This window comes from Streptomyces sp. NPDC087428, assembly GCF_044744085.1.
Classification (GTDB): domain Bacteria; phylum Actinomycetota; class Actinomycetes; order Streptomycetales; family Streptomycetaceae; genus Streptomyces.
In genome coordinates, this window is the sequence record NZ_JBIUXR010000005.1 from 156,021 (window position 1) to 182,772 (window position 26,752).

Annotated in this window: 24 protein-coding genes, 1 pseudogene and 1 riboswitch; of the genes and pseudogenes, 4 read left to right on the top strand and 21 right to left on the bottom strand. The window is 70.7% G+C overall.

From position 1 onward, the window contains the following. Positions 1 to 12 precede the first annotated feature (12 nt). Genes ACIO3R_RS12350 through ACIO3R_RS12360 form a run of 3 tightly spaced genes read left to right on the top strand, consistent with a single transcriptional unit; the run spans position 13 to position 3,087 of the window. Positions 13 to 828: an STM4013/SEN3800 family hydrolase gene (locus tag ACIO3R_RS12350; RefSeq protein ID WP_385037145.1), complete on the top strand. Its 816-nt coding sequence runs from the start codon at positions 13 to 15 to the stop codon at positions 826 to 828. Then, positions 825 to 2,198, top strand: coding sequence for an STM4012 family radical SAM protein (locus ACIO3R_RS12355; protein ID WP_402105430.1), 1,374 nt, complete (start codon positions 825 to 827; stop codon positions 2,196 to 2,198). The genes ACIO3R_RS12350 and ACIO3R_RS12355 overlap by 4 nt, the downstream gene beginning before the upstream one ends. Positions 2,199 to 2,205: 7 nt before the next feature. Continuing rightward, on the top strand, positions 2,206 to 3,087 hold the full coding sequence (locus ACIO3R_RS12360) for an STM4011 family radical SAM protein (RefSeq protein WP_385037136.1): 882 nt from the start codon (positions 2,206 to 2,208) through the stop codon (positions 3,085 to 3,087). A 14-nt stretch (positions 3,088 to 3,101) separates the two neighbouring features. On the opposite strand, the gene ACIO3R_RS12365 is transcribed toward ACIO3R_RS12360, so the two are convergent. Together ACIO3R_RS12365 and ACIO3R_RS12370 are read right to left on the bottom strand one after the other, a co-directional pair. Then, positions 3,102 to 3,947 carry an SGNH/GDSL hydrolase family protein gene (locus ACIO3R_RS12365; RefSeq protein ID WP_385037133.1) on the bottom strand — a complete coding sequence of 282 codons (846 nt, stop codon included), beginning with the start codon at positions 3,945 to 3,947 and terminating at the stop codon, positions 3,102 to 3,104. 183 nt (positions 3,948 to 4,130) lie between these two features. Further along, on the bottom strand, positions 4,131 to 5,090 hold the full coding sequence (locus tag ACIO3R_RS12370; RefSeq protein ID WP_402105432.1) for a peptidoglycan DD-metalloendopeptidase family protein: 960 nt from the start codon (positions 5,088 to 5,090) through the stop codon (positions 4,131 to 4,133). Between the two features lie 3 nt (positions 5,091 to 5,093). Then, positions 5,094 to 5,283, bottom strand: a riboswitch (cyclic di-AMP (ydaO/yuaA leader). A 433-nt stretch (positions 5,284 to 5,716) separates the two neighbouring features. Between ACIO3R_RS12370 and ACIO3R_RS12375 the strand changes: the two genes are divergently transcribed. Beyond that, positions 5,717 to 6,529 carry a tyrosine-protein phosphatase gene (locus ACIO3R_RS12375; protein WP_402105434.1) on the top strand — a complete coding sequence of 271 codons (813 nt, stop codon included), beginning with the start codon at positions 5,717 to 5,719 and terminating at the stop codon, positions 6,527 to 6,529. Positions 6,530 to 6,557: 28 nt separating this feature from the next. On the opposite strand, the gene ACIO3R_RS12380 is transcribed toward ACIO3R_RS12375, so the two are convergent. The 19 genes and pseudogenes from ACIO3R_RS12380 to ACIO3R_RS12470 form a co-directional block, all read right to left on the bottom strand. Next, a complete protein-coding gene (locus ACIO3R_RS12380; protein WP_363028846.1) occupies positions 6,558 to 6,734 on the bottom strand; it encodes a DUF6126 family protein in 177 nt (58 codons plus the stop codon). A gap of 47 nt (positions 6,735 to 6,781) precedes the next feature. Beyond that, a complete protein-coding gene (locus ACIO3R_RS12385) occupies positions 6,782 to 7,390 on the bottom strand; it encodes a helix-turn-helix domain-containing protein (protein ID WP_385037124.1) in 609 nt (202 codons plus the stop codon). Positions 7,391 to 7,457: 67 nt separating this feature from the next. Further along, positions 7,458 to 8,852 (bottom strand): aspartate aminotransferase family protein, encoded by a 1,395-nt coding sequence (locus ACIO3R_RS12390; RefSeq protein WP_385037121.1) that lies wholly within the window; start codon positions 8,850 to 8,852, stop codon positions 7,458 to 7,460. Then, positions 8,849 to 10,810: a 1-deoxy-D-xylulose-5-phosphate synthase gene (gene dxs, locus ACIO3R_RS12395; protein ID WP_402105436.1), complete on the bottom strand. Its 1,962-nt coding sequence runs from the start codon at positions 10,808 to 10,810 to the stop codon at positions 8,849 to 8,851. The genes ACIO3R_RS12390 and dxs overlap by 4 nt, the downstream gene beginning before the upstream one ends. Positions 10,811 to 10,925: 115 nt before the next feature. Continuing rightward, positions 10,926 to 11,140, bottom strand: a pseudogene (locus ACIO3R_RS12400) (4-hydroxy-3-methylbut-2-en-1-yl diphosphate synthase); the annotation flags it as partial. A gap of 4 nt (positions 11,141 to 11,144) precedes the next feature. After that, the gene (hpnH, locus tag ACIO3R_RS12405; RefSeq protein ID WP_385037116.1) at positions 11,145 to 12,164 is read right to left on the bottom strand and encodes an adenosyl-hopene transferase HpnH; all 1,020 of its coding nucleotides are present in this window, start codon (positions 12,162 to 12,164) and stop codon (positions 11,145 to 11,147) included. Positions 12,165 to 12,169: 5 nt separating this feature from the next. Further along, entirely contained in the window at positions 12,170 to 12,832 is a 663-nt protein-coding gene (locus tag ACIO3R_RS12410) for a 1-hydroxy-2-methyl-2-butenyl 4-diphosphate reductase (RefSeq protein ID WP_402105438.1), read from the bottom strand. Continuing rightward, on the bottom strand, positions 12,832 to 14,835 hold the full coding sequence (gene shc / locus ACIO3R_RS12415; RefSeq protein ID WP_402105440.1) for a squalene--hopene cyclase: 2,004 nt from the start codon (positions 14,833 to 14,835) through the stop codon (positions 12,832 to 12,834). The genes ACIO3R_RS12410 and shc overlap by 1 nt, the downstream gene beginning before the upstream one ends. Positions 14,836 to 14,942: 107 nt before the next feature. Continuing rightward, entirely contained in the window at positions 14,943 to 16,046 is a 1,104-nt protein-coding gene (locus ACIO3R_RS12420; RefSeq protein WP_363028858.1) for a polyprenyl synthetase family protein, read from the bottom strand. Continuing rightward, the gene (gene hpnE / locus ACIO3R_RS12425; RefSeq protein ID WP_402105442.1) at positions 16,043 to 17,431 is read right to left on the bottom strand and encodes a hydroxysqualene dehydroxylase HpnE; all 1,389 of its coding nucleotides are present in this window, start codon (positions 17,429 to 17,431) and stop codon (positions 16,043 to 16,045) included. Before hpnE ends, ACIO3R_RS12420 begins: the two co-directional genes overlap by 4 nt. Positions 17,432 to 17,550: 119 nt before the next feature. Next, positions 17,551 to 18,471: a presqualene diphosphate synthase HpnD gene (gene hpnD / locus ACIO3R_RS12430; protein ID WP_385037102.1), complete on the bottom strand. Its 921-nt coding sequence runs from the start codon at positions 18,469 to 18,471 to the stop codon at positions 17,551 to 17,553. A 29-nt stretch (positions 18,472 to 18,500) separates the two neighbouring features. Then, positions 18,501 to 19,421 carry a squalene synthase HpnC gene (gene hpnC, locus ACIO3R_RS12435; protein ID WP_402105444.1) on the bottom strand — a complete coding sequence of 307 codons (921 nt, stop codon included), beginning with the start codon at positions 19,419 to 19,421 and terminating at the stop codon, positions 18,501 to 18,503. Positions 19,422 to 19,856: 435 nt separating this feature from the next. Next, positions 19,857 to 20,642: an ABC transporter ATP-binding protein gene (locus ACIO3R_RS12440; protein WP_363028865.1), complete on the bottom strand. Its 786-nt coding sequence runs from the start codon at positions 20,640 to 20,642 to the stop codon at positions 19,857 to 19,859. Further along, complete coding sequence (locus tag ACIO3R_RS12445; RefSeq protein WP_363028867.1) at positions 20,635 to 21,564, bottom strand: ABC transporter permease; 930 nt, start codon at positions 21,562 to 21,564, stop codon at positions 20,635 to 20,637. The genes ACIO3R_RS12440 and ACIO3R_RS12445 overlap by 8 nt, the downstream gene beginning before the upstream one ends. A gap of 106 nt (positions 21,565 to 21,670) precedes the next feature. Further along, positions 21,671 to 22,543, bottom strand: a complete 873-nt coding sequence (locus tag ACIO3R_RS12450) for a glycosyltransferase family 2 protein (protein ID WP_385026763.1) — start codon at positions 22,541 to 22,543, stop codon at positions 21,671 to 21,673. Positions 22,544 to 22,551: 8 nt separating this feature from the next. Further along, positions 22,552 to 23,331, bottom strand: a complete 780-nt coding sequence (locus ACIO3R_RS12455) for a CDP-alcohol phosphatidyltransferase family protein (RefSeq protein ID WP_363028869.1) — start codon at positions 23,329 to 23,331, stop codon at positions 22,552 to 22,554. Then, on the bottom strand, positions 23,309 to 24,370 hold the full coding sequence (locus ACIO3R_RS12460; protein WP_362952652.1) for an iron-containing alcohol dehydrogenase family protein: 1,062 nt from the start codon (positions 24,368 to 24,370) through the stop codon (positions 23,309 to 23,311). The genes ACIO3R_RS12455 and ACIO3R_RS12460 overlap by 23 nt, the downstream gene beginning before the upstream one ends. After that, positions 24,358 to 25,095, bottom strand: coding sequence for a sugar phosphate nucleotidyltransferase (locus ACIO3R_RS12465; protein WP_385026749.1), 738 nt, complete (start codon positions 25,093 to 25,095; stop codon positions 24,358 to 24,360). Before ACIO3R_RS12465 ends, ACIO3R_RS12460 begins: the two co-directional genes overlap by 13 nt. Continuing rightward, positions 25,092 to 26,696 carry a DUF5941 domain-containing protein gene (locus ACIO3R_RS12470; RefSeq protein WP_402105656.1) on the bottom strand — a complete coding sequence of 535 codons (1,605 nt, stop codon included), beginning with the start codon at positions 26,694 to 26,696 and terminating at the stop codon, positions 25,092 to 25,094. The genes ACIO3R_RS12465 and ACIO3R_RS12470 overlap by 4 nt, the downstream gene beginning before the upstream one ends. Positions 26,697 to 26,752 lie beyond the last annotated feature (56 nt).

Here is a 26,752-nt window from a genome sequence, read left to right on the forward strand (position 1 = left end):
CTGAACCCCGATATGAGCGAGGTCGTCGGCAGCCACGATCTGCTGCTCGTCACCCTGGACACCCTGCGGTACGACGTCGCGGCGGAGCTCGCGGCCGCCGGCCGCATCCCGAACCTGGCCCGGCACCTGCCGGGTGGCGGGTGGGAGCGGCGGCATGCCCCGGGGAGTTTCACGTATGCGTCGCACCAGGCGATCTTCGCGGGGTTCCTGCCCACGCCGGCCGCCCCGGGGCCGCATCCGCGGCTGTTCGCCGCCCGGTTCGCGGGCAGCGAGACCACCGCGGAGCGCACCTTCGTCTTCGACACCCCCGACCTGGTGTCGGGCCTGGCCGCGGCCGGCTACCGCACGGTGTGCATCGGCGGCGTCGGGTTCTTCAACCGGCAGGCACCGCTCGGCTCGGTGCTGCCCGGGATGTTCCAGGAGGCGCACTGGGAGCCCGAGTTCGGCGTCGCCTCCTGCACGTCCTTCGAGGCGCAGGTGACCCGCGCCGAACGTGTCGTCGAGCGGCTTCCCGCCGGACAACGGCTGTTCCTCTTCGTCAACGTCTCCGCGCTGCACCAGCCGAACTGGTTCCACCTGCCGGGGGCGACCCGCGACGCGGGTGACAGCCGCGCCACCCACGCCGCCGCGCTGGAGTACGTCGACGCCCATGTCGGCCGCCTCTTCGCCGCCGCGAGCAGCCGCCGCCGCGCGTTCGCCGTCGTCTGTTCCGACCACGGCACGGCATACGGCGACGACGGCTACACCGGTCACCGGCTCGGGCACGAGTCCGTCTGGACCGTTCCGTACGCCCATTTCTTCCTGGAACCGGGGGCCACCGCCCGATGAACAGTCCGCACTCCCCCCGCCGCACCCCCCGTCCGTACCAGAGCTACGTCTACGCCTATCCGCACAAGACGGCGTACGGCAGCCTGTCCGAGCACCCGGACGGGCGGCCCGCGCTGAGTGAGCTGTGGGCCGGGGAACGCAAGGACGCGCTCTCGCTCTATCTCCACATACCGTTCTGCGAGGTCCGCTGCGGTTTCTGCAACCTCTTCACCCGCATCGGCGCCCCCGACGAGCTCACCACCCGCTACCTCGACGCACTGGACCGCCAGGCGACGGCCGTGCGGGACGCGCTGGGCGACACGGAACCGGTGCGGTTCGCCGCGGCGGCCTTCGGCGGCGGAACCCCCACCTTCCTCACCGCCGGCGAGCTGGAGCGCCTGTGCGACATCGCGGAAAAGCGGATGGGCGCCGATCTCCGGTCGGTGCCCCTGTCCGTCGAGACATCGCCGTCGACCGCGACGGCCGACCGGCTGGCCGTGCTCGCCGACCGAGGAGCGACCAGGATCAGCATCGGTGTGCAGAGCTTCGTGGAGGCCGAGGCACGTGCGGCGGTCCGTCCGCAGCGCCGTGCCGATGTGGAGTCGGCCCTCGGGCTGATCCGGGACGCCCGGATCCCGGTCCTCAACATCGACCTGATCTACGGCATCGACGGACAGACCGAGGCGAGCTGGCGCACCTCGCTGGACGCGGCCCTCCAGTGGCGGCCGGAGGAGCTGTACCTCTACCCGCTGTACGTACGTCCGCTGACCGGTCTCGGCAGGATCGCCGGTTCGGCCGCGGCCGCGGAGTCCGCCTGGGACGAGCAGCGGCTGCGGCTGTACCGCGCGGGCCGCGATCACCTCCTCGCCCACGGCTACGAGCAGGTGTCGATGCGGATGTTCCGCCGTGCCGACGCGCCGCGGGCCGGTGGTCCGGACGACTACGCCTGCCAGACCGACGGCATGATCGGCCTGGGCTGCGGCGCCCGCTCGTACACCTCTGGGCTGCACTACTCCTTCGACTACGCCGTGGCGACGGGGAAGGTGCGGGAGATCATCGACGACTACACGGCGACCGAGGACTTCTCGCACGCCGAGGTGGGCCGCTACACCGACGGCGGCGAGGCGCGCCGCCGTCACCTCCTCCAGTCGGTCCTCCAGGCCGAGGGGCTGCGGCTGCCGGAGTACCGGGAGCGGTTCGGCACCTCCCCCGACGAGGACTTCCGCGAGGAGCTGGCCCTGTTCGAGGAGCGGGGCTGGCTCGATCCGGGCGGGGCGGCCGCAGGGCTGCTGCGCCTGTCGCCGGAGGGGCTGGCGCACTCCGACGCCCTGGGCCCCGACCTCTTCTCCCCCGCCGTGCGGGCCGCGATGGCCTCGTACGAGCTGAAATGAGCCCCTCATGGACCTGACGATCCTCTACCGCGGTCCGCTCGCGTCGTGCGATTACGACTGCCCGTACTGTCCGTTCGCCAAGCGGCGCGACAGCCGGGAGCAGCTGCGGGCCGACCGGGCCGCGCTGGAGCGGTTCACGGCGTGGGCGGCGGCGCGGACCGACGACCGGATCTCGGTGCTGTTCACCCCGTGGGGCGAGGGGCTGGTCCGCTCCTGGTACCGCCGGGCGCTGGTCGAGCTGGCCCGGCTGCCGCACATCCGCCGGGTGGCGATCCAGACGAACCTGAGCGGCCGTACGCAGTGGCTGGCCGCGGCGGGCACCGCGGGCCGGGACAAGATCGCGCTCTGGTGCACGTACCACCCGGGCCAGACACCGTACGAGCGCTTCCTGGCCCGGTGCGGGGAGCTGGCGTCGCTGGGGATCCGCCACAGCGTCGGTGTGGTCGGTCTTGACAGCCATCTCGAAGAGGCCCGGCGGCTGCGGGCGGCGCTCCCCGAAGAGGTCTACCTCTGGGTCAACGCCGCGGAGGGGCAGAGCTACACGGACGAGGAGGCCGGCCGGTGGACGGAGATCGACCCGCTGTTCCCGTACAGCCGTCACCCGCACCGTTCGGCCGGGCTGCCCTGCCGGACCGGTGAGTCGGTCATCTCTGTGGACGGGGACGGGACGGTGCGCCGCTGCCACTTCGTCCGGGCCGAGCTCGGCAATCTCTACGACGGCAGCTATCTGGCGGCCCTGGGCCCGCGGGCCTGCCCGCGGGCCGTGTGCGACTGCCACATCGGCTACGTCCACCTGGAGACGCTGCCGCTGTACGACGTGTTCGCCGGCGGCGTGCTGGAACGCGTACCGGCCCGGACGCCGCATCCCGTCGAGCGGGTGAGCCCCTGATCGCGCCGCACCCCTCAGAGCGGCAGCAGGTCCGGCCGCTTGGCCTCCACGTGGTCCCCCGAGGACTCGCCGCGCAGCCGGCGCCCGATCCACGGCACCAGGTACTCGCGGGCCCAGTGGATGTCGTCGCGCCGGACCTCCAGCGCTCCCCGCTGCGCCTGCGGCGGCCACACCTGGTCGGGGTCGGCCGGCACGTCGAGGCCGAGGACCTGGGCGGCGCGCAGCGCGACCCGGGTGTGTCCCTCGGGCGACAGGTGCAGCCGGTCGCCGTCCCACGCACGCCGGTCCTGCACGGAGCGCAGCGACCAGAGGTCGAGCACCGGGCAGTCGTAGCGGTCCGCGATGGACCGCACATGGGCGGTGTAGGTGGCGATCTTGCCGCGCAGATGGCGCAGCACGGGAACGCCGCGGGTGTCGAAGCCGGTGGTGACCATGACGGTGCCGACCGCTTCGGTCAGCTCAGCGACCGCGCGTTCGAAGCGCTCGGCGACGTCGTCGGGGTCGGTGCCCGGCCGGATGATGTCGTTGCCGCCCGCGCAGAAGCTCACCAGGTCGGGGGCGAGTTCCCTGGCTCGGGGCACCTGCTCCTCGACTATCTGGTCGAGGAGGCGTCCTCGTACGGCGAGATTGGCGTACCTGAAGTTCCCGTGCGCGGAGCCTGCCTCACGCGGTGCCGTTTCGGGGTCCGGGAGCTGGTCCGCGAGGATGACCGCGAATCTGTCCGCCCAGCCGACGAAAGTCCCGTCGGGGCCGAGATCGCCGACTCCCTCGGTGAAGCTGTCGCCAATCGCCGCGTACGACTCGATGGCGCCCTGCCGGTTGATGACGCTCTGTCGGATGTTTCTCGAATCGTTTGCCACAAGGGCATATCCTGCACCGTCGAATGTGACCTACGCGACCGTAATACGGGGTTGACGGGTGGTGAGATAGACCACCCGGTCAGGTTTTGGTAAAGGGGGAATAAGCAGAGGGACGGTGCGCCGCCGCGCACCGTCCCTCTCTGTATTGCTCCGGTCCGGCTCACCGGACCTGTACTGCCTGGATCAGACGTTGATCCCGTGCGACGCCAGGTAGGCGATCGGGTCGACGTCCGAGCCGTACGCCGGACCCGTGCGGATCTCGAAGTGCAGGTGCGGGCCGGTCGCGTTGCCGGTGGAGCCCGAGAGGCCGACCTGCTGGCCCGCGGTCACGGTCTGGCCCGCGGAGACGGAGAGCGAGGACATGTGGCCGTACTGCGAGTAGTGGCCGTCGGCGTGCTTGATGACGACCTCGTTGCCGTACGCGCCGCCCCAGCCGGCGGTGACGACGGTGCCCGAGGTGATCGCCTTCACGCTGGTGCCGGTGGACACGGGGAAGTCGATGCCGGTGTGGCTGCCGCTGGACCAGCTGGCGCCGGAGGCGCGGTAGGCGGTGGTGTGGTTGCCGGGAACCGGGTGGACGTAACCGGAGCCGGTGCTCTGCTCGGCCGGGGCCGAGGTCTCGTTGGACGCCTGGACGTCGGAGGAGGACGAGGAGTTGGAGGCCGTGGGGGCCTTCGACTCGGTCGTGGCCGGAGCCTTGGAGGGGGCCTTCGACGGGGTGGTGGCACCCGCGGAGGTGTGCGCGCCGGTGGTCGAGGCGTGGCCCCAGGCCTTGCCGCCGAGCGTCAGCTTCATGCCCGGGAAGATCAGGCTCGGGTCGTCGCCGACGACCTTGCGGTTGTCCTGGTACAGCTTCTCCCAGCCGCCCTTGAGCTTGTGCTCGGCAGCGATCTTCGACAGGTAGTCGCCGGAGACCACGGAGTACGTCTTGGTGCCGGCCTGCTTCTCCGCGACCGGCTTGGCCGCGGCGGCGTGCGTGGCGGCGGACGAGTTCGCGGTGGCGGGAGCGGCCTGCTCCGCGGCGCTGGCACCGGTGGCGCCGAGCAGCGGAAGCGCGATGACGGCTCCGCCGGCGCTCGCGACGACGACGCCACGGGCGATGGTGCTGGACTTCGGACGGCGGTGCTTACCCGGTATGGGCATGAAGAATTTCCTCTCCGGCGCCTACGAGGTGAGCTGTCGGGTTCGGGCTGGAGATGCCCGGTCGCGCCTGGCGCGACTTCACCCCGAGCCGGCCGGATCACTCCGGTCGGCGGCTTACCTGGTTCCCCCGCTCCTGCCACACGGTGAGTGGGTGCGAATTCCGGACGGCGGCAGGATTAGGCGTTCCATCCGGATTGAGAGCGAACGTAAGCGAGTGGGGACGGCGGAAACAAGCCACGGGTTCCACACCGGATTCCACTCCGGAATATCGGTGCGGAATTCCGGTCACACTCCGTGGATTACGGATCTTGGCTTTCCGCGCGGCGCACGGATTACCCATCCTGAGCGCCGCCACACACCGTCACGGATATGATCCCGCTCACGAGAGGGTGATCATCTCCCGTTCAAGCGGGGCATGTTCGACTAAAAGCCCTAATACGGACATGTCGCGTCCGCCGTTCGCGTCGAAGCTCCGGACCGGGACCCGCACAGGGGTCGGCGCAGGAGTCCGCGGGGGTCCGCACAGGGCTGTCGCCGAGACGATTACCCGGGTATCCGATGTCGTATCGTCACGGGAGTGGACCCGTCGGCGACACGCGTCGGCGGCAGAGCCTCCAGGAGTGACCGTGACGCAGCAGCTGCCGCAGACCCCGTCGACGGAACCCGAGCTGGCGGGGGTCCGTAATTTCCGCGACGTGGGCGGGCTGCCCACATCGGACGGCCGCCGGGTGCGGTACGGGCGGCTCTTCCGCAGCGGTCACCTGGCGGGCGCCACCGCGGAGGACGCCGCGTTCCTCGGAGGCCTCGGCCTCCACACCGTCTTCGACTTCCGCAATGCCGCCGACCTGAAGCTGGACGGAGCGGACGTCGAGCTGCCCGGCGTACGCCATGTGAACATCCCCCTCACCGACCCGGCGGACGGCACCGAGTTCTGGCGGATGGTCCGCGACGGCAACATGGACGAGCTGCGTGGCCTCCTCGACGGCGGCAAGGGGACCGAGCGCATGGTCGCCTCCTACCGGACGATCATCCTGGAGCGCACCGCTGAGCACAGCCGCGTGCTGCACGCCCTGGCCGAGGACAGCGTCCCGGCCCTGATGCACTGCGCGGCCGGAAAGGACCGGGCGGGGCTCTCGATCGCCGTCTCCCTGCTCGCGGTCGACGTCGGGCGCGAGGCCGTCGAGGCCGACTACCTCAAGTCCAACGACGCCCACCGCCGCTACCGGGTGCGCCGCAGCGACACCTCGGCGGCCGGGACGTCACCCGAGGTGATGGAGCTCCTCAGCCCGCTCTTCGGCGCCCACAGCGAGTACCTCGCCGCGGCCTTCGCCGCGATCGACGAGACCTGGGGCGGCACCGACCGCTACCTCTCCGAGGGGCTGAAAGTCACCCCAGAGACCCGGGAGCGGCTGCGCGAGCGGCTTCTCGACGACGCGTGACCGGCCGGCCGGGCCACCGGGCTCCCGGCTACTGGTTGTGCATCCCCACCGCGAACAGCAGATAGAGGAAGCCCGCGATGACGTGCCCGGCCACCAGATAGGCGAACAGCCTGATGACGAGCCCCCGCGGCATCCTGCTCTCCTGCGAGTCGGACTCCTTGTGCTTGGCCGGGGTGAGCGGGTCGTAGTTCTCGGAATCGGACATGACAGTCCTCTCTGGCGGCCGGACGTGCCGGCGGCGGGGACGGCGTCTCAGCGACGGTGGATGCCACTGCCGAGGCACAGCTCGGCGGCGGGGCTCTGCAGCAGGGTGTGGACGAAGAGCAGCTCGGCGCCCTCACGCTCCGGCGCCGCGATCCGGTGCGGGGTGAGCGAGTCGAAGTGCGCGCTGTCGCCGGGGCCGAGCTCGTGCACGGTGTCCCCGAGGGTCACCCTGAGGTGCCCCGCCAGGACGTAAAGCCACTCCTCACCGGGGTGGACGCGCACCAGGTCGCCCTGCGCGCCGTACGGGACCCGGACGCGCAGCGCCTGCATCGCCCGGCCCGGACCACCGGCCTGCTGGTACATCCAGCCGTCGGCCTCGGCCCCCTCGAACTTCCGGCTCCGGACGATCGCGTCACGTTCCGGGGGGATCTCGCCCAGCAGTTCGGAGACCGTCGTACCGTAGATCCTGGCAAGTCCGAGCAGCATCGGCAGCGAGGGCTGCCGTCGGCCCGTTTCGAGCCGGGACAGATGGGCGGGCGAGAGCCCGGCGCGCTGGGCGGCGGTCTCCAGGGTGAGCCCGCGGCCGCGGCGCAGATCGCGCAGGCGGGGCGCGACACCGGGCAGCTCGTCGGCCACCCCTCCTTCTGGAGGATTCATGTCTCCATTGGGCCAGGAACTTTCCTCGGAGGCAAATTTCTTGCCTCCGAGGCAAACCCCCTGCTGATCAGCGGTTGGCGACCGCCTGCTTCACCAGGGTCCGGCCGAAGTCCCACATCAGCCCTCCGTTGTGCGCGTCGTCCATCACCGCCGTGAACGCGGTCACAAACCGGTCCACGTCCCCCTCGTCGATGACGAGCGGCGGAATCAGCTTGATCACTTCGAGGTGGTCGCCGGAGACCTGGGTGAGGATCCGGTGCTTCTGGAGCAGCGGTACGACCACCATCTGCGCGAAGAGTCCCTTGCGGGCCGCCTGGAGCATGGTCCAGCGGCTGCGCAGCTTCAGCGACGACGGCCGGCCGAACTCGATGCCGATCATCAGCCCGCGACCGCGCACCTCGTGCAGCAGCTCGTAGCGGCCGACCAGGGCGGCCAGCCGCTCGCGCAGCAGATCACCGGTGCGGCGGGCGTTCGCCACGGTCTCCTCGTCCTCCATCACGGCGAGGACCGCGAGCCCGGCCGCCATCGCCTGGGCGTTGGAGCCGAAGCTCGCCGAGTGGACCAGCACCCGGTCCATCGACGAGTAGACGCGTTTGAAGATCCAGTCCTTGCCGAGGGTCGCCCCGACCGGCACATAGCCGCCGGAGAGCGCCTTGGCGACGCAGACCAGATCCGGTTCGACCCCTTCCTCGTGCTGGTAGGCGTAGAAGTCACCGGTACGGCCCAGCCCGGTCTGCACCTCGTCGGCGATGAGCAGGGCCTTGTGCTTGCGCAGCAGCTCCTGGGCGGCGCGCAGGAAGCCGGGCGGCGAGGCGTGCACGCCCTTGCCCTGGATCGGCTCGACGACCAGGCCGGCCACATCGCCCCGCTTCAGCTCGCGACGCAGTGCGTCGAGGTCGCCGAGCGCGATGGCGGTGTCGGGCAGCAGGGGGGCGAAACCGTCCCGGAATCCGGCCTCGCCGTTGACCGAGAGCGAACCGGTGGTCAGTCCGTGGAAGGCGTGCGCGCAGTACAGGATCCTCGGCTTCCCGGTCGCGTACCGGGCGAACTTGAGCGCCGTCTCCACGGCCTCCGTACCGCTGTTGCCGAAGAAGACCCGGTCCAGGTGCGGGCTGTGCGCGAGCAGCTTCTCGGCCAGCAGCCCCGGCAGCGGCTGGCAGTCGAAGCGGGTGAGGTCGGCGAGCGAGGCGTCCAGGACGTCGTGCAGCGCCTCGCGTACGACGGGGTGGTGCCGGCCGAGCCCCATCACCCCGAAGCCGGCCAGCATGTCCAGGTAGTCGTTGCCCTCCGCGTCCCAGAAGTGCGCGCCCTCGGCCCGTTCGTAGACCTTGTCGAAGCCGATGGTGTGGAGCATCCGCGGGAGCTGGTGGTTGAGGTACTTCGTGTGCAGCTCGTAGCGCTCGGCGCCGCGCTCCGCGAGGAGCCGCGCCAGGTCGAAGCCCTTGGGCCCGTCGTCGTTCATGCCCCGCTCTCCTTGTGCCGGTTGCCCAGGGCGTCGAGCCCGTTGTACCCGTCGTCGACGGGGAGTCGCTTTCCGTCGGCCGCGACCGGTTCCCCGGCCTTCAGCGTGGCGCTGATCCGGCCGGCGATCTCGACCGGTGTGAGTCCGATGTCGGCCAGCACCTCGGCGCGTTTCCCGTGGGCGAGGAACTCCTCGGGAATGCCGAAGGTGCGCAGCGGTACGTAGGTTCCGGCGTCCCGCAGGGCCTGCCCGACCGCAGAGCCGACGCCTCCCGCCCGGCTGTTGTCCTCGACGACGGCGACCAGGCGGTGCCGCGCGGCGAGCGGGGCCAGCTGCTCGTCGACCGGTTTGACCCAGCGGGGGTCGACCACGGTGCAGCGGATGCCGGCGCCCGTGAGCAGACCGGCGGCCCGCAGGCAGACGGGGGCCATGACGCCGACCGCGACCAGTAGGACGTCGGCGTCCTCGTCGCGGTGCAGTACGTCCATGCCGCCGATCCGGCCGAGGGCGGGGACCGGCTCCCCCACCGGCTCCTTGGGGAACCGGATCACGGTCGGGGCGTCGTCGACGTCGACGGCCTCGCGCAGCTGGGCCCGCAGCTGGCCGGCGTCGCGCGGTGCGGCGATCCGCAGCCCCGGCACGACCTGGAGCAGGGACATGTCCCACATGCCGTTGTGGGACGCCCCGTCCGGCCCGGTGACCCCGGCCCGGTCCAGGACGAAGGTCACTCCGCAGCGGTGCAGCGCGACGTCCATCAACAGCTGGTCGAAGGCCCGGTTGAGGAAGGTGGCGTAGACGGCGACGACGGGGTGCAGCCCGCCGGTCGCCAGTCCCGCCGCGGAGACGGTCGCGTGCTGCTCGGCGATCCCGACGTCCCAGACCTGGTCGGGGAACGCCTCGGCGAACTTCGTCAGCCCCACCGGGTGGAGCATCGCGGCCGTGAGGGCGACGACGTCCGGCCGCTCCGCCCCGATCGCGGCGATCTCGTCCCCGAACACCGAGGTCCAGGACGGACCGGCCGCCGGGGCGAGCGGGGCGCAGGTCAGCGGGTCCATCGCACCGACGGTGTGGAACCGGTCGGCCTCGTCCCGGAGGGCGGGCTGATAGCCGCGGCCCTTCTCGGTGAGGCAGTGCACGAGCACCGGGCCGTGGAAGCGTTTCGCCCGGTGCAGCGCGGACTCGACGGCGGCGGTGTCGTGCCCGTCGATGGGTCCGACGTACTTCAGGCCGAGGTCCTCGAACATGCCCTGCGGGGCGATGAAGTCCTTGAACCCCTTCTTGGCGCCGTGCAGCGATTCGTAGAGCGGCTGCCCGATGACGGGGGTCTGCTGAAGGACGCCCTTGCCCCAGGAGAGGAAGCGCTCGTAGCCGTCGGTGGTGCGGAGCGTGGCGAGGTGGTTGGCGAGGCCGCCGATCGTCGGCGCGTAGGAGCGCTCGTTGTCGTTGACGACGATGATCAGTGGCCGGTCCCTGGCGGCGGCGATGTTGTTCAGCGCCTCCCAGGCCATGCCGCCGGTGAGTGCTCCGTCACCGATGACCGCGACGACGTGGTCGGGGCGCCCCAGCACCTCGTTGGCCTTGGCGAGGCCGTCGGCCCAGCCGAGCACCGTGGAGGCGTGCGAGTTCTCGATGACGTCGTGCTCGGACTCCTCGCGGGAGGGGTAGCCGGAGAGGCCGCCCTTGCCGCGCAGCTTGGAGAAGTCCTGCCGCCCGGTGAGGAGTTTGTGCACGTAGCTCTGGTGGCCGGTGTCCCACAGGATGCGGTCCAGGGGCGAGTCGAAGACCCGGTGCAGGGCGATGGAGAGCTCCACCACGCCGAGGTTCGGTCCCAGGTGACCGCCGGTCCTGGCCACGGCCTGAACCAGGAACTTCCTGATGTCCTCGGCGAGTTCACCGAGTTGTGGTGCGTTGAGCGCCTTGAGGTCGTGCGGCCCCCGGATGCTCCGCAGAAGCGTCATACCGGGCCCCCTCTCTCATCCTGTCTCAGCTCACGGTGACGGCGGGGACCCCCGATGGTGTCCCGGCGTCGTCCATGCCCTCAGCGATCTTCAGGGCTTCCTCGACGAGGGTCTCGATATCCGCGATCACCGGGATCTGCGACTTCCGCGCGATCATCGCGAGCGCGTCCGCGTCGTCGTCATCGACATCGTCAGCGACCGCACCGAAACCGGCGCGTCCCCGCCGACCGCCACCGACCCGACCTGGACGCGCCGCGAGCGGCGGCGCGTCGCGAGCGGCCGGGCCGGCAGCTCGGGGAGACCCAGTACGACTGGTTCTCCGGCGGTCATCACCTCACCGGTTCCCGCCGATGGTCTCCCGCGCGGCGCGCAGGGATTCCTTCAGCGACCCCATGGTCGCGAGTACGGCGGTGGGCTCGTAGCCGCAGTGCGCCATGCAGTTGGCGCAGCGCGGGTCCTTGCCGCGGCCGTACTTGTCCCAGTCGGTCTCCTCGATGAGTTCCCGGTACGTCGGCACGTAGCCGTCGCTCATCAGATAGCAGGGCCGCTGCCAGCCGAAGAGCGAGTAGTTGGGAATGGCCCACGCCGTGCACGGGAAGTCGGCCTTGCCCTCCAGGAAGTCCAGGAAGAGCGGCGAGTGGTTCAGTCGCCACTTGGCGCGGTTGCCGCCCGCGAAGGACTTCTTGAACAGCTCGCGGGTCTGCTCGACTCCGAGGAAGTGCTCCTGGTCGGGTGCCTTCTCGTACGCGTAGGCGGGCGAGATCATCATCTCGTCGACCTTCAGATCGTCATTGAGGTAGTTGAGGACCTCGATGATGGTCTGCGGGGTGTCGGTGTTGAAGAAGGTGGAATTGGTGGTGACCCGGAAGCCCCGGCGCTTGGCCTCCTTGATCGCGGCCACCGCCTCGTCGAACACTCCTTCCTTGGCAACCGATTCGTCGTGCCGCTCGCGCAGCCCGTCGATGTGCACGGCGAACGCGAAGTAGCGCGACGGCGTGAATTTCTCGATCTTCTTCCGCAGCAGCATCGCGTTGGTGCAGAGGAAGACGTACTTCTTCTTCGCCACCAACTGACGGACGATTTCGTCGATCTGCGGGTGCATCAGCGGCTCGCCGCCCGCGATGGAGACCATCGGGGCGCCCGATTCGAGCACCGCGCCGACGGCCTGGGCCACCGGCATGCGCTGCTTGAGGACTCCGGCCGGATGCTGAATCTTCCCGCAGCCTTCGCAGGCAAGATTGCAGGCGAACAGAGGCTCCAGCTCGACAATCAGCGGAAACTTCTCCCGCTTGCGGAGCTTCTGTTCAGCAAGGTACGTCGCAATCTTGATGGTCTGACGGAGTGGCATGGCCATCTAGCTCACCTCCTGGGGAGCAGCAAAGATCGGTGCCATTCATAGAAAGCCGGTAGGACGGCACGGAGAACGCGGAATGCCGATATTCCACCGCGGACCGTGCCGATGCGGACGAGCTCATGCTGTGGAGCGTCCACGACCACCCGTACGGCCGCAACCGGGCGGGGCCCGGAGCGCAGGGCGGTGCGCAGAGTGGCGGCGGACTCCATGTCCACCGCGATCGCTCCCGCGGTCCGCAGCTCGGCCCGCTCATGCCCGCGTACGACATGGTCGGAGCCGGTCAGCGGGCCGGTGTGGACGGTGCGTCCCGGTAGTGCTCTGGCCAGTGCGTCGGCAAGCAGTTCGGTGCCGGTGCAGGCGGTCGACTCCCCGGCGAACCGGGTCTCGTCGGCCACGACCAGATCCCCTGGGTGCATGCCGGGCGTCAGGCCGGCACAGAACCCCGAGGCGATGACGGCGGCGCCGAACGCCCGGCCTTCGCCGAGCGCCCGCGCCACGGCGGTCTCGGCCGCCTGGGGCCCCATGCCCGTACGGAGTACGGTCACCGGGCCCGGGGCCTTGTCCGCCCTGCTCCTGCCGGTGCGCAGGGCGAGCTGTTCGATGCCGAGCGCGCAGGCGATCAGCAGCGGGGCGGCGGCGGGGCCGGGCGGTCCCGCGGGTTCCCCCATCAGGCCCCCTTCCGGAGCTCCGCGCGGCCGGCGAAGGGGTCGCCGTGCACGTACCGCCCGAGCGCGGTCAGCGGGAAGACCTGCCGGTAGAGGTGGTAGTTGATGGAGAAGTCCCAGGGGAAGCCGGTCCCGGTGAAGTACGGCTCGTCCCAGGAGCCGTCGGCCTGCTGGGTCTCGGTGAGCCAGGCGACCCCGCGGGCCACGGCCGCGGTGTCCCGCCGGCCCGCGGCGAGGAGTGCGAGCAGCGCCCAGGCCGTCTGGGACGCCGTCGAGGCGCCGTGGCCGATCCACTTGTCCTCGTGGTACGAGCGCAGGTCCTCGCCCCAGCCGCCGTCGTCGTTCTGGACGGACTCCAGCCAGCCGACCGCGCGCCGGATCGAGGGATGCGCGGCGGGCAGTCCGGCGGCGACCAGTGCGGGCACCACCGACCCTGTCCCGTATACGTAGTTGACGCCCCATCGGCCGAACCAGCCGCCTGCCACGTCCTGTTCGGCGAGCAGCCACTCGATGCCCCGCCGGGTGACGGGGCTGGCGGAATGGCCCTCGATGGCGAGCATCTCCACCACGTGCCCCGTGACGTCCGCGGACGGCGGGTCGATGACCTCGCCGAAGTCGCAGAACGGCAGCCGGTTGGGGAACGGGCTGGTGTTGTCGGCGTCGAACGCTCCCCAGGCTCCGTTGCGGGACTGCATGCCGACGTTCCAGCGCACCCCCCGCTCGATGGCGGCCTCGATCCGTGCTGGGTCCGGATGGCGGACCCGGCGCAGCGCGAGAACCACTTCCGCGGTGTCGTCGATATCGGGGTAGTTGTCGTTGTCGAACTCGAACGCCCATCCACCCGGCGGGAGTTGGGGCCGACGTACCGACCAGTCGCCCGGCCGGGCGATCTCCTCGTCGAGCATCCAGTCGGCCGCCTTCACGAGCGCCGGGTGGTCGGGGCTGAGCCCGGCGTCGGCGAGTGCGATGGTGGCGAGACAGGTGTCCCAGACCGGGGACTGGCAGGCCTCGATCATGCGGGCGCCGTCCTCGCGCCAGACCGCGAACCGGTCCAGCGAGGCGAGTCCGGCCCGCATCACCGGGTGGTCGAGGTCGTAGCCCAGCAGGTGCAGCGCGATGACGGAGTAGACGGCGGGCGGCTGGATCCCGCCCCAGCAGCCGTCGTTCTCCTGGCGTTCGATGATCCAGCGGGCGGCCGCGTTCATGGCCAGACGCCGCACCCTGCGGGGGGCGATCCGGTGGTAGAGGTGCAGCGCCTTGTCGAGACGCTGGAAGACACCGTCCCAACTGGCCGCCGGAGCAGGGTGCCTGGGCGGGTTCGGGTTGCCGGGATCGGTGTGCAGCTCGTCCAGCGCGAAGGGGGCGGGCCGGACCGGCCGCTTCGCGGAGACGACCGTGAGCGGCACGATGGTCTGGCGGGCCCAGCAGCCGAAGTCGTAGATATTGAGCGGGACCCACTTCGGGAAGAACATCAGCTCGGGCGGGAGCTCCGGCAGGTCGTCCCACTTCCACCAGCCGAACAGGGCCAGCCAGATCCGGGTGAACACCCGGCTCGCCGCGATCCCGCCCTGTTCCCTGACCCATCCCGCGGCGCGGGCCATGTGCGGGTCCTCCGGCCGGTCGCCGGCCAGCCGCAGTGCCACGTACGCCTCGATGGTGGCGGAGAGGTCTCCGGGGCCGCCGTGGAACGTGGCCCAGGTGCCGTCACCGAGCTGCTCGCCGCGGATGAAGCGGCTGGCCGCCCGGACCGTGGCGGAATCCTGGATTCCGAGGAACTGGCGCAGCAGGAGGTCCTCGGCGTCCATGGTGACGTTGGTGGCGAGGTCGCCCTTCCACCAGCCCTGCTCGTCCTGCCTGCCGAGGAGGTGCTCCACCGAGCGTTCCGCGGCCCGCCGCGCGGCGGCCAGTACGTCGTCCGCGGCGATGGTTGATTCGGTTGTCGGTCTACTGGCCGAGGCTGCCCGGGGATCCACGGCCCCGGTGCTTCCGTCGGTCGTCGCTGTCATGGCTTCCCCTTCGTGCAGTTGGTCCTCTGCTGTGCTGGGGTCTCCGTCGGCCGGCGCCCGTGACGAACGCCGGCCGGCGACTGCGAGTCATATGGACCAGATGGCGATCATCTCTTTCGTACGACGACGAAGTCCGCGAGCGCCGTGAGCTGCGCCCGCACGGTTTCGGGCATGTCGACACCGTGCAGCGCCTCGATGGCGACCGCATGCTGACGACGCGCCTCCTGAGCGGTCCATTCACGGCCGCCCGCCTCCTCGATGAGTGCCGCACGGGCGGCGAACTCCTCTTCGGAGAAGCTGTCGAAGTCGCTGCTCTTCGCGTCGGCGGCGAGCAGTTCGCCCAGGCGCTCGGAGGCCGGTCCGCCCGCGGCGAGCGCGGCGACGACCGGCAGGGACTTCTTGCGCTGGCGCAGATCGCTCCAGGTCTGCTTGCCGGTGGTCTCCGGGTCGCCCCAGATCCCCAGCAGGTCATCGACCGCCTGGAAGGCGAGGCCGAGGTGGTAGCCGTACGCCTCCAGGACGTCGGCGGTGCGGTCGTCGGCGCCGCCGAGCACCGCGCCGATGGAGCAGGCGCAGGCGAGCAGGGCACCCGTCTTGTTGCCCTCCATCTCCAGGCACTCCTCGACGGTGACCCGCTCGCGGTGCTCGTAGGAGATGTCCTGGGCCTGCCCGTCGATGAGCTTGCGGGTGGCCGAGGTCAGCCGCCGGGCCGCGCGGCCCGCCTCGACCGTCCCGAGCTCCAGCAGGACCTCGTTGGCCAGCGCGAAGAGCGCGTCGCCGACCAGGATGGCCTGGGCGGGGCCGTGCACCTTCCACACGGTGTCGCGGTGGCGCCGCTGCTCGTCGCCGTCCATCAGGTCGTCGTGCAGCAGCGAGAAGTTGTGCACGAGTTCGACGGCCACGGCTCCGGGGATGCCGGCCTCCGCGGCGGCGCCGGCCGCCTCGGCGGACAGCAGGGCCAGCGCCGGGCGCACGGCCTTGCCGCCGTCTCCGTCGGAGGCCCTGCCCTGGGCATCGATCCAGCCGAAGTGGTAGGCGGCCACGGTGTCCATGGGCGGTGCGAGCCGGTCAACGGCGGCCCGGAGCACCGGCGTGGAAAGGGCCCGTCCGCGCTCCAGAAGCGCGGTGACGTCCGTGGTGTCCGCCACGGTGTCGGAAGCCGGATTCGCCGGGGTCACTGACTCTCCTCTTGTTCCGGTGGTACTGCTCATGCCGCCTCCTGCAGCGGATGTTCGTGGGGGTGGCCGAGTGCCAGGAGTGCGGCGTCCGCGGCGCCGGCACCGCTGCGGACGGCGCCCTCCATCGTGGCCGGCCAGCCGGTGGCGGTCCATGCGCCGGCCAGGAAGAGGCCGGGTGCCCTGGTCCGGGTCCCGGGCCGCAGCCGGCCGACTCCGGGGGCGGGCGCGAAGGTCGCCGTCCGCTCCCGGGTGACGAAGAAGTCCCTGATCCCCGCGCCGCGAGCGGCCGGCAGCAGCCGCTCCAGCTCGGGCAGGTAGCGGGCGCGCAGCTCGGCGACGGGGAGGTCGATCTCCTCGCCGGCCGCGGACTGGGAGACCGCGAGGTACTGCCCGGGTCCGGTGAGGCCCGAGGCCTCTGTGCGGTCGAAGACCCACTGGACCGGTGAGCCGAGCGCGGTGAAGAACGGCCGCCGCAGCACCTTGCGGTCGTAGACCACGTGCACGTTGAGGATCGGCGAGCTGCCGATCTCCAGCAGCCGTTCCGGTGCGTCGAGCGCGCCCTCGGGCAGCAGGGCGTGGGTCTCGTGCTGCGGGACGGCCAGCACGACGGTCTCCGCCTCGATCCGCTCGGCCCCGGTGTCGACCACCCAGCGCCCGTCGTCGGTACGGGTGAGCGATCCGGCCTTCGTCCGCAGTTCGGTGCGGACACCGGCGGAGTCCAGGGCCTTGCGGCTCAGCGTGTCGTGGATGTCGCCGAGCGGCACGCTCGCCCATCCGATGTCGGCGGCGCCGGGATCGGAGAGGAGACCGGTCTTGAAGACCTTCGCGGCGAGCGCGAGCGAGGAGTTCGGCGCGGTCGCGTTGAGCGTGGCGACGCCGACCATGTCCCAGAGGGCCTCGACGGTGCGCGGCGACTGGCCGTGCCGGGCGAGCCAGCTGCCGAAGTCGATGTCGTCCAGCGCCGGGTCGTCCGGGTCGAGCCGGCCGAGGGCCAGCGCGGCGCGCCCCACGCTCGCCCGCTCGGCGAGCGAGAGGTGCGGGTACCCGGCGAGTCCGGCGGCGAGGTGGAACGGTACCGGCAGCCCATTGCGGCGCAGCCGTCCGAGCCGGGGGCCCGCAGGCCGCCCGACGTCGAGAACGGGCACGTCCAAACGGTTTTGCAGGGGCGCCAGACGGGCGCCGTCGACGCGGTCGAGGAACCAGCGGTAGGCGGTGCAGCAGCGCAGATAGACATGCTGGCCGTTGTCGACCGTCAGTTCGCCGCGCCGGAAGGAGAAGGCGAGGCCGCCGAGCCGGGGCCGTCCTTCGAGCAGGGTCACGTCAAGCCCGGCGTCGGCCAGGCGCAGGGCCGACGTGATGCCGGCGAGCCCGCCGCCGATCACCACCGCCCGGGAGGAACGCAGGCTGTCGTCCGTCATGAATCCCCCTCTCGCCAGGTCTTTCCAGTCAGGGACGCAGTGGTACGGCCAGGGGTTGCCCGCCGTCCCGACTGATCATCCATGGTGCTCATGGTGCGCGAGATGTCCGCGAGGCGCATTCAGACACGCCCTCTGGCCGTACGGCGCGAGATGTAGCGGGCGTCGAGACCCGACAGTCCGCGCACCGCCACGTAGGCCTTCTCGTGGCCGGGCAGCGAGACCCGGCCGCGCAGCACCGCCTCGGGGTCGCGCTCGATCCGGTCGAGGAGCCTGCGGTAGATGCCGGCCATCGCCGCCACACACGCACCGCTGCGCCGGTCCAGCATCGGCAGCAGCCGGTAGCCCTCGGCGAACAGGGCGCGGGCGCGCCGGACCTCGAAGTGGATCAGTCCCGCGAAGTCCGAGCCGGGCGGCGGGGTGGCCCGGTGGAAGCCCTCGGAACAGCCGAACTTGGCGAGGTCGTCGGCGGGCAGGTAGGTGCGCCCGTTGCCCGCGTCCTCGCGGACGTCGCGCAGGATGTTGGTCAGCTGGAGTGCGAGGCCGAGCGTGTCGGCGTACTCCGCGGCACGTTCGGCGCCGGGCGCGCCCGGTTCCGTACCGAAGACGCCCAGACTGAGACGGCCGATGGCGCCCGCGACGCACCGGCAGTAGGTCTTGAGGTCGTCCCAGGTCTCGTAGGTCGCGCCGCGCACGTCCATCAGCACACCGTCGATGAGCTCGTCGAGCCCCTCCAGCGGCAGCGGGAACCTGCGGGCGGCGTCGGCGAGTGCGACGGCCACCGGGTCGGTGTCGTCGTCGTCGACCGCGCCGTCGCGTACCCGGTCCAGCAGTGTGCGGGTGCCTTCCAGGCGGACGCGTTTGGTCTCCGGCTCCAGCTCGCCGTCACCGATGTCGTCGACACGACGGGAGAAGGCGTACAGCGCCGACATGGCCTGCCGCTTCTCGGCCGGCAGCAGCCTGATGCCGTACGCGAAGTTCCGCGCCTGCTGTCCGGTGACCGCCTCGCAGTAACTGTATGCGGCCTGTACCGGTGCCGACATGTACGTCGTCTGTCCCTCCACGGTCCGGCTCACCCCTCTCTACGCGCTCTTCGCAAGACAACTCCCACCTCGCGCAGCAGGCTGGGCTTGGTGGGCTTGGGCGGTCCGGGCAGTACATCGAACCCGGCGGCCGCGATCGCGGTGAGGGCGGCACGCCCCCCACCCACGAATCCGGCGAGAAGCAGCTTGAGCCTGCCGTGGACGCTACCCACCAGAGGGGTGCCTTCATTCAGCAGATCCCCGGCGCGTTCCGCCTCGTACGCGACCAGCGCCCGCACCGATGCGCCCCCGGACCGTGCGGCCAGATCGGATTCGGCCACATGGAACCTTGCCATGTCGTCGGCCGGCAGGTAGATCCGGTCCCGTCCGAGGTCCTCGGTGACGTCCTGGAGGTGCTCGACGATCTGCAGGGCGGTGCAGACGGCGTCGGAGCGGCGGATCCGTTCGGGGCTCGCGGTCCCGGTGAGCTGGAGGACCAGGCGGCCGACGGGGTTCGCGGAGAGCTCGCAGTAGGCGAGCAGTTCCTCGTACGTCCCGTAGCGGCGGATCTTCTGGTCCTGCCGGTTGGCCTCGATGAGGCCGAGGAAGGGTTCGGGGGTGAGCGAGCAGCGCCGCACGGTGGGGCGAAGTGCCTGCATGAGGGGGTGGTGCGGGGTCTCACCCGTGGTGGCGAAGGTGCGGCGCAGGTCGGTCTCCAGCGCGTCGAGCATCGCGAGCCGGTCCTCCCCCTGCGCCGGGTCGAGACCGAGGTGGCGGGCGTCGGCACCGCCGGGGGCGAGATCGCCGTCGCCGATGTCGTCGACGAGCCGGGCGTAGCCGTAAACGGCCATCAGGTCGTCGCGCCAGGCGCGCGGCAGGAAGAAGGGGGCCACCGGGAAATTCTCGTCGGCGGCCTTGTCAAGGGTTCCGGGTACGTCGGAATCGAGCCGCGTCCGGCGGGCACGCGTCACTGCGGACCGCCCTGCGCGGGGACGGCGTGAGCACCTCGGAGCTGGAGATCATCCGTCATAGCCGTCACATCTCCCGTTCTACACTGCTGACCCAAAACAACCCATTCCGGACACGCCGCCCGCCCTCCCCAGTGCGGAGGACCATGGGGGCCTTCCACTCAGGCGGTATCGCCCCACTTGCAACGAATCAGCACCGGTACAGCTTACGTTGTACAACGCTCATCGATACGGCGGGGTACGGCACGCAGACCGTGTGCGCGCCGTGCCGTGCCAACTTTCCCCGTGCGCACCTAAATTGACGTCATCCGGCGGGAGGAGATCTTGCCGGGAGGCATACGACGAGCCGTGGACGCCCGGGGTCCGGTCCATGGTCCGGACACGCGCAGCGGCCTCCGCCGGAGTCGTCCGGCGGAGGCCGCTGCGCTGCGGAAGGCGTTACTTGCCGGTCTCCCGCTCGTACGCCTTGAGGACCTCGTCGGTCGGGCCGTCCATCAGCAGCTCGCCCTTCTCCAGCCACAGCACCCGGTCACAGGTGTCCCTGATCGACTTGTTGCTGTGACTGACCAGGAAGACGGTGCCGGCCTCCTTGCGGAGCTCCCTGATGCGCGCCTCGGAACGGATCTGGAACTTCCGGTCACCGGTCGCCAGAGCCTCGTCGATCATGAGGACGTCGTGGTTCTTGGCGGCCGCGATCGAGAACCGCAGCCGGGCGGCCATGCCGGAGGAGTACGTCCGCATCGGCAGGGTGATGAAGTCGCCCTTCTCGTTGATGCCGGAGAAGTCGACGATGTCCTGGTACCGCTCCCGGATCTCCTCACGGCTCATCCCCATGGCGAGTCCGCCCAGCACGACGTTGCGCTCGCCGGTCAGATCGCTCATCAGCGCCGCGTTCACCCCGAGCAGCGAGGGCTGGCCGTCGGTGTAGACCTTGCCGTGCTCGGTCGGGAGCAGACCGGCGATGGCCCGCAGCAGGGTCGACTTGCCGGAACCGTTGGTCCCGATGAGACCGATCGCCTCGCCCCGGTAGGAGGTGAAGGTCACGCCGCGCACGGCGTGCACCTTGCGGACCCCGCGCTCCTCGCCCTTGCCGCGGCGCAGTATCCGGCTCAGTGCCGCGGTGGCGCCGCCCTTGCCACCGCCGCCGCCGTTGACGCGGTACACGATGTGCACATCGTCGGCGATCACGGTGGGGACGCGCCCCGCGGTGTTGTCCTCAGCCACGGCCGTACCGTTCCTCTGCCTTCCAGAAGTACACAAAGCCCGCGACGCCCACCAGGAGCGCCCAGGCGAGCCCGACCACCCAGACGTGCGACGGCAGGTTCTCGGAGCCGTAACCGTCGATCATCGCGAACCGGACCAGGTCCATGTAGATGGCCGCCGGGTTGTACTGCAGCACGTCGGCGATCCAGGACGGCTTGTCCGCGAGCATCACCGGGATGGAGAACATCACGCCCGACGCGTACATCCACGTCCGCATGATGAACGGCATCAGCTGGGCCAGGTCGGGGGTCTTGGAACCGAGCCTCGCCATGATCAGCGCCAGGCCGGTGTTGAAGAAGAACTGCATCACCAGCGCGGGAACCACCAGCAGCCACGAGAGCCGCGGGTAGCTGCCGAACCCGACCGTCACCGCGACCAGCACGATCATCGAGTACAGCAGCTGCTGGAGCTGCTGTAGCGAGAAGGAGATGGGCAGCGAGGCGCGCGGGAAGTGCAGTGCGCGGACCAGGCCGAGGTTCCCGGAGATGGCCCGGACACCCGCCATCACGGAGCTCTGGGTGAAGGTGAAGACGAAGACCCCGGTCACCAGGAACGGGATGAAGACGTCCTGCGGAATCCCCTTCTTCGTGCCGAGGATCAGGCCGAAGATGATGAAGTACACCGCGGCGTTCAGGAGCGGGGTGGCCACCTGCCACAACTGGCCCAGCTTCGCCTGGCTGTACTGAGCGGTCAGCTTCGCCCGGGAGAACGCCATGATGAAGTGGCGTCGCCCGCGGAGCTGGCGCACGTACTCGAAGAGCCCCGGCCGGGCTCCGCTCACCGTCAGACCGTACTTCGCGGCCAGCTCGGCCGAGCTCAGGCCGTCGTCTGCCGATGGCGGGGTGCTCAGCGCAACCGCACCATCATGGGTTGTGTCACTCACCAGATGAAACTCTCGTATTCAAAATGCGCAGCCAGTCGCGGGCGCGGCTCAGGGCGGACAGGTCCCGACAAGAAAAATACGCCTCATGCTCCCAGAGGCGAGCCTCTCAGATGACCGGAGGGCGGCCTAGTCTGGTCAGCCGCCACACCGTACGCCACTTCATGGGGCGTCGCGGTCCGCAGGGCTTCGACCAGCCTTCCCGGAAGCCGCCGAACCAGGCCTTCAGCGCCGGGCCGGACGGCCTGCGGAGCAGCGTCAGCAGCAGCCACACACCGAGGTACACGGGGACCAGCGGCGCGGGCAGGTTGCGGCGGGCCAGCCAGACCCGGTTGCGGGCCACCATGCGGTGGTAGACGGCGTGCCTGGACGGGGCGGTGGTGGGGTGGTTGAGCACCATGTCGGCGCGGTAGTCGATCAGCCAGCCGGCGTCCAGCGCCCGCCAGGCCAGATCGGTCTCCTCATGCGCGTAGAAGAAGTCGCCGGGCAGCGGGCCGACCTCGGCGATGACCCGGGTGCGTACGGCGTTGGCGCCGCCGAGGAACGTCGTCACCCGCGACGAGCGCAGCGGGTCGGCGGCGCGCAGCCGCGGCACGTGGCGGCGCTGGGTCTCCCCGGTGTCCGGGTCGGCGATCCGGAAGCTGATGATGCCGAGCTTGGGATCGGCGTCGAACGCCTGCCGGCACAGCTCCGCGGTGTCGGTGAGCGGCAGCAGCCCGTCGTCGTCCAGGAACAGCAGGGCGTCCACGTCGGCGCCGGACGGCCCGAAGGCCTCGATGCCGACGTTGCGGCCGCCGGGAATGCCCAGGTTCTCGGGCAGCTCGACGGTGCGCACGCCCGCGGGGACGTCCGGTACGGGAGAGCCGTTGCCGACGACGACCACCTCGATCCGGTCGCCGTCCTGCTTGGCGACCGAATCGAGCAGGGCGCGCAGCTCGGCCGGGCGGTTGCCCATCGTGATGATGACCGCGCCGAGTTTCATGGGGGTGCTCACTTCAGCCTGCTCGATGCCAGGACCGACACGAGGTGGAGGAGGGTCTGCAGCAGGGCGATGCCGGCCAGCACCGCGACCGCGAGGCGGCTGAAGAAGAGGTCGTCCCTGACCGAGTCGAGGACGGCCGCGACCAGGATCACCAGCGAAGCCTCGACGCACAGGATCAGCCGGTGGAACTTGAGCGCACCGGCGGCCCGGCGCGCGAACGCCATGCCGGACGAGCGCGGCTCGGACGCCGCCTCCTTGACCGGCGGCAGACCGCCCTGGTGGCGTGCGACGCCGACGAGGTCGGTCTCGGCCTTGATCAGGATGGCGCCCAGGGCCGCGAGGGTGCCCAGGAAGGCCCACAGCCAGTCGATCCGTCCGTTGCCCCACAGGTCGGCGGCGCGCAGGCCGAAGCCGACCAGCACGGCCGCGTCGCAGAGGTAGGCGCCGACCCGGTCCAGATAGACGCCGCCCAGCGAGAACTGCTTCTTCCAGCGGGCCAGCTCGCCGTCGACGCAGTCGAGCAGCAGGTAGAGCTGGACCATGAGCACGCCGAGCAGCGCACCGGTGATTCCCGGCACGAGCAGGGCCGGAGCGGCGAGCACACCCGCGACGGTCATCAGGTAGGTCAGCTGGTTGGGCGTGACCTTGGTGTTGACCAGGTACCGGTCCACACGCAGCGAGACCTCGCGCATGTAGATCCGGCCCGCCCAGTGTTCACCGCTGCGCCGGTCCTTGACGCCCGGGGGGTGAACGACCGGGCGAAGTTCAGCTACTGATGGTCTTGGCATAGTCGGCGTACGCGTCCCTGATCTGGTCGGTGGACAGGCTGAGGTGTTCCAGGACCGTGAAGCGTCCCGGACGGGTCTGCGGGGCGTAGTCGACGGCCTGGACGAACTCGTCGGCGGTGAAGCCGATCTCCGTGGGCAGGACCGGAAGGCCGTGCCGGCGAAGGACCTCGGCGAAGAGCCCCGACGCCTCGTGGGCTCCGCGCAGGTGCATGGCGAAGGCGGCGCCGAGGCCGACCTGCTCGCCGTGGCTCGCGGCCCGCTTAGGGAAGAGCAGGTCGAAGGCGTGGCTGATCTCGTGGCACGCGCCGGACGAGGGACGGGTGTCGCCGCTGATCGAGATGGCAATGCCGGAGAGCACCAGCGACTCGGCGAGGACGGTGAGGAACTCGTCGTCGGCGACGGTGCCGGGGTGGCGCAGCACGGCCTCGCCGGCGGTACGGGCCATGGCGGCGGCCAGTCCGTCGATCTGCTCGTTGTTGACCTGGTGCGAGAGCTCCCAGTCCGCGATCGCGGAGATGTTGGAGATCGCGTCGCCGATGCCGGAGCGCACGAAGCGGTCCGGGGCCTCCCGGATCACCGAGAGGTCGATGACCATGGCGATCGGCATCGGGACGCCGTAGGAGCCGCGTCCGTTGTCGTTGTCCAGGGTCGCGACCGGTGAGCAGAGGCCGTCGTGGGCGAGGTTCGTGGCGACCGAGACCAGCGGCAGGCCGACCCGGGCCGCGGCGTACTTCGCCACGTCGATGATCTTGCCGCCGCCGAGACCGACCACGGCGTCGTACCGCTTGCCCTTGATGTCGTCGGCCAGCTGCACGGCGGCGTCGATGTTGCCGCCCGCGACGCAGTACCAGTCGGCGCCCGGCAGGGCCGGTGCGAGCTTCTCGCGCAGGGCCTGTCCGGAGCCGCCGCTGATCGCGATCGCGAGCTTGCCGGAGGCGGAGATCCGCTGGTCCGCGAGGAGACCGGCCAGATCGTCCATGGCGCCCCGGCTGATGTCGACGAAGACCGGGGACGGGATGAGCCGGGTCAGTACTGGCACGCGATCTCCCTGCCCTTCTCGAGGTCGTCGTGGTTGTCGATCTCGACCCACGTGACCTCGCCGATGGGGGCCACGTCGACAGTGAAGCCGCGGTTGACGAGCTCCTGGTAGCCGTCCTCGTAGTAGAGGTCGGGGTCGCGCTCGAACGTCGCCTTCAGGGCGTCCGCGAGTGCCTCCGCGGCCTCTGCCTCGATGAGGGTGACGCCGATGTACTCGCCGGTGGCGGTGGCCGGGTCCATCAGCTTGGTGATCCGCTGAACGCCCTTGCCCTCCTCGGTGATGACCTTCATCTCCTCGTCGGCGAGGGTCTTCACCGTGTCGAGGGCGAGGATGATCTTCTGGCCCTTGCCGCGCGCGTCCAGCAGGGTCCGCTCGACGGAGACCGGGTGCACGGTGTCGCCGTTGGCGAGGATCACACCGCGCTTGAGGACCTCGCGGGCGCACCACAGGGAGTAGGCGTTGTTCCACTCCTCGGCCTTGTCGTTGTCGACGAGGACGATCTTGAGGCCGTACTTCGCCTCCAGTTCCTCCTTGCGGTCGTAGACGGCTTCCTTGCGGTAGCCGACGACGATCGCGACCTCGGTGAGGCCGATCTCGGCGAAGTTGGCCAGCGTGAGATCGAGGACGGTCTTCTCGCCGTCCACCGGCACGAGAGCCTTGGGAAGCGTGTCGGTGTAGGGGCGCAGGCGCCGTCCTGCGCCGGCTGCCAGTACGAGGCCGATCATGCGGGTTCTCCTTCGTCGTGAACGGCGGGTGCCCCGGAGGACACCCAGAACCGGATGGACTCCACCAGCACGACCAGTGCCACCACCACCGCGAGCGCGGTGAGTGCCACGGTGAAGCCCGAGGCTCCGGTGAGTACGGCGGCGAGTACGGCCACCACCAGGGTGCGGCCCTCGTGCCCGCCGATCGTTCGCACCAGCCACTGGGGCGGCGCACCGGTGCCGCCTCGAATGCGGTACACCGTGTCGTAGTGATGGTAGGCGACGGCCGATACGAGCCCGAAGGCCGCGGGAAGCGCCCCGTCGATGTCGCTGCGGGCGGCCAGCGCGAGGATCGTGCAGTACTCGGCCGCCCGGAAGACCGGGGGTACCAGCCAGTCGAGTGCGCCCTTGAGGGGGCGGGCCACGGCTATGCCGGAGCAGACCGCGTAGAACACCGCGGCGACGATCATCTGGCGGCTGCCGAAGGGCTGCTGGAGCGCGGCGGCGATCAGTGCGCCGGCGCCGACGACCGCGACCACCGGTGCGGTCCAGGCGCCCGGGATCCGGGGGCCGCGGGCCGCCACGAGCTGGGCGAGGGGGCCGGAGTCCGCGAGGTCCGCGAGGGCCTGGGCGGCCCGGTCGGTGCGGCGGGCCTTGCGGGTCAAGGAGCGCAGCAGCCGGCCCGCCGTGGTGTAGCAGGCCGCGAAGGCGCAGCCGACGAGCAGCGCGTAGAAGACGATCCGGGGGGTGGTGAACGCGGTCAGTACGGCGATCATCGCCCAGCGCTCACCGATCGGGAGCACGATCATGCGGCGCAGCCAGACCGTCCAGCCGACGCTGTCGAGCTTGTCGGAGAGCGCGGCCGTGGGGCTGGAGTTCGCCACCGCGTCGTGGTTCGCCTCGTTGAACGAGAAGTCGATGACGTGGCGGCAGGACTGGAGCACCATCGCGCCGAGCGCCAGGGCCCAGACGTCGTCGCCGCCCCGGGCGGCGCCGAGTGCGAGGCCCGCGTAGTAGGCGTACTCCTTGGCACGGTCGAACGTGGCGTCGAGCCAGGCGCCCATCGTCGAGTACTGGAGGGAGTAACGGGCGAGCTGCCCGTCGGTGCAGTCCAGGACGAAGGAGAAGAGCAGCAGCAGTCCGGCGGCGACGTACCCGCCGCGGGTGCCGGTGGCCGCGCAGCCGGCTGCGACCAGGGCGGTCAGCAGCGACGCGGTGGTGACCTGGTTGGGAGTGAACCCGCGGCGCGCGCACCAGCGGGCGATGTAGCGCGAGTACGGGCTGATGCAGTACGTGGTGAAGAAGCCGTCGCGGGCCTTGACGGCGCTGCGCAGCCGGACCGCCTCGTCGTCCACGGCGGCGACGCCGGAGAGCGCGGCGGCTCGGGCTGCCTCGTCCACCGGTACGGCCGCGACGAGTGAGCCGAGCTCCGGGCGCTGCACCCCGGTGCCCTGGGCGTCCATCGTGGCGGCGAGCCGGCCGGGCACGGTGCGGTCCACGACCGTGGCGGTGCTGCCGGGCGGGCCGGTGGGCACGCCCGCGCCGGCCGCCGTGCTGGTGCTGTCCAGGGCGCGGGCCAGCGCGGGACGCGCCTCCGGCTGCACGGTGAGCGCGCCGGGCACGGTGGCGGCGGGGAATCGGGGGTCGGTCAGTCCGAGTCGCAAGGCATGGACATGGC

What these genes read in the sequence shown, in the direction of transcription:
- ACIO3R_RS12350 (WP_385037145.1), top strand. Translation starts at nt 13, where the DNA reads ATGAGCGAGGTCGTCGGCAGCCACGATCTGCTGCTCGTCACCCTGGAC.
- ACIO3R_RS12355 (WP_402105430.1), top strand. Translation starts at nt 825, where the DNA reads ATGAACAGTCCGCACTCCCCCCGCCGCACCCCCCGTCCGTACCAGAGC.
- ACIO3R_RS12360 (WP_385037136.1), top strand. Translation starts at nt 2,206, where the DNA reads ATGGACCTGACGATCCTCTACCGCGGTCCGCTCGCGTCGTGCGATTAC.
- ACIO3R_RS12370 (WP_402105432.1), bottom strand. Translation starts at nt 5,090, where the DNA reads ATGCCCATACCGGGTAAGCACCGCCGTCCGAAGTCCAGCACCATCGCC.
- ACIO3R_RS12380 (WP_363028846.1), bottom strand. Translation starts at nt 6,734, where the DNA reads ATGTCCGATTCCGAGAACTACGACCCGCTCACCCCGGCCAAGCACAAG.
- ACIO3R_RS12385 (WP_385037124.1), bottom strand. Translation starts at nt 7,390, where the DNA reads ATGAATCCTCCAGAAGGAGGGGTGGCCGACGAGCTGCCCGGTGTCGCG.
- ACIO3R_RS12390 (WP_385037121.1), bottom strand. Translation starts at nt 8,852, where the DNA reads ATGAACGACGACGGGCCCAAGGGCTTCGACCTGGCGCGGCTCCTCGCG.
- dxs (WP_402105436.1), bottom strand. Translation starts at nt 10,810, where the DNA reads ATGACGCTTCTGCGGAGCATCCGGGGGCCGCACGACCTCAAGGCGCTC.
- hpnH (WP_385037116.1), bottom strand. Translation starts at nt 12,164, where the DNA reads ATGGCCATGCCACTCCGTCAGACCATCAAGATTGCGACGTACCTTGCT.
- ACIO3R_RS12410 (WP_402105438.1), bottom strand. Translation starts at nt 12,832, where the DNA reads ATGGGGGAACCCGCGGGACCGCCCGGCCCCGCCGCCGCCCCGCTGCTG.
- shc (WP_402105440.1), bottom strand. Translation starts at nt 14,835, where the DNA reads ATGACAGCGACGACCGACGGAAGCACCGGGGCCGTGGATCCCCGGGCA.
- ACIO3R_RS12420 (WP_363028858.1), bottom strand. Translation starts at nt 16,046, where the DNA reads ATGAGCAGTACCACCGGAACAAGAGGAGAGTCAGTGACCCCGGCGAAT.
- hpnE (WP_402105442.1), bottom strand. Translation starts at nt 17,431, where the DNA reads ATGACGGACGACAGCCTGCGTTCCTCCCGGGCGGTGGTGATCGGCGGC.
- hpnD (WP_385037102.1), bottom strand. Translation starts at nt 18,471, where the DNA reads ATGTCGGCACCGGTACAGGCCGCATACAGTTACTGCGAGGCGGTCACC.
- ACIO3R_RS12450 (WP_385026763.1), bottom strand. Translation starts at nt 22,543, where the DNA reads ATGAAACTCGGCGCGGTCATCATCACGATGGGCAACCGCCCGGCCGAG.
- ACIO3R_RS12455 (WP_363028869.1), bottom strand. Translation starts at nt 23,331, where the DNA reads ATGCCAAGACCATCAGTAGCTGAACTTCGCCCGGTCGTTCACCCCCCG.
- ACIO3R_RS12465 (WP_385026749.1), bottom strand. Translation starts at nt 25,095, where the DNA reads ATGATCGGCCTCGTACTGGCAGCCGGCGCAGGACGGCGCCTGCGCCCC.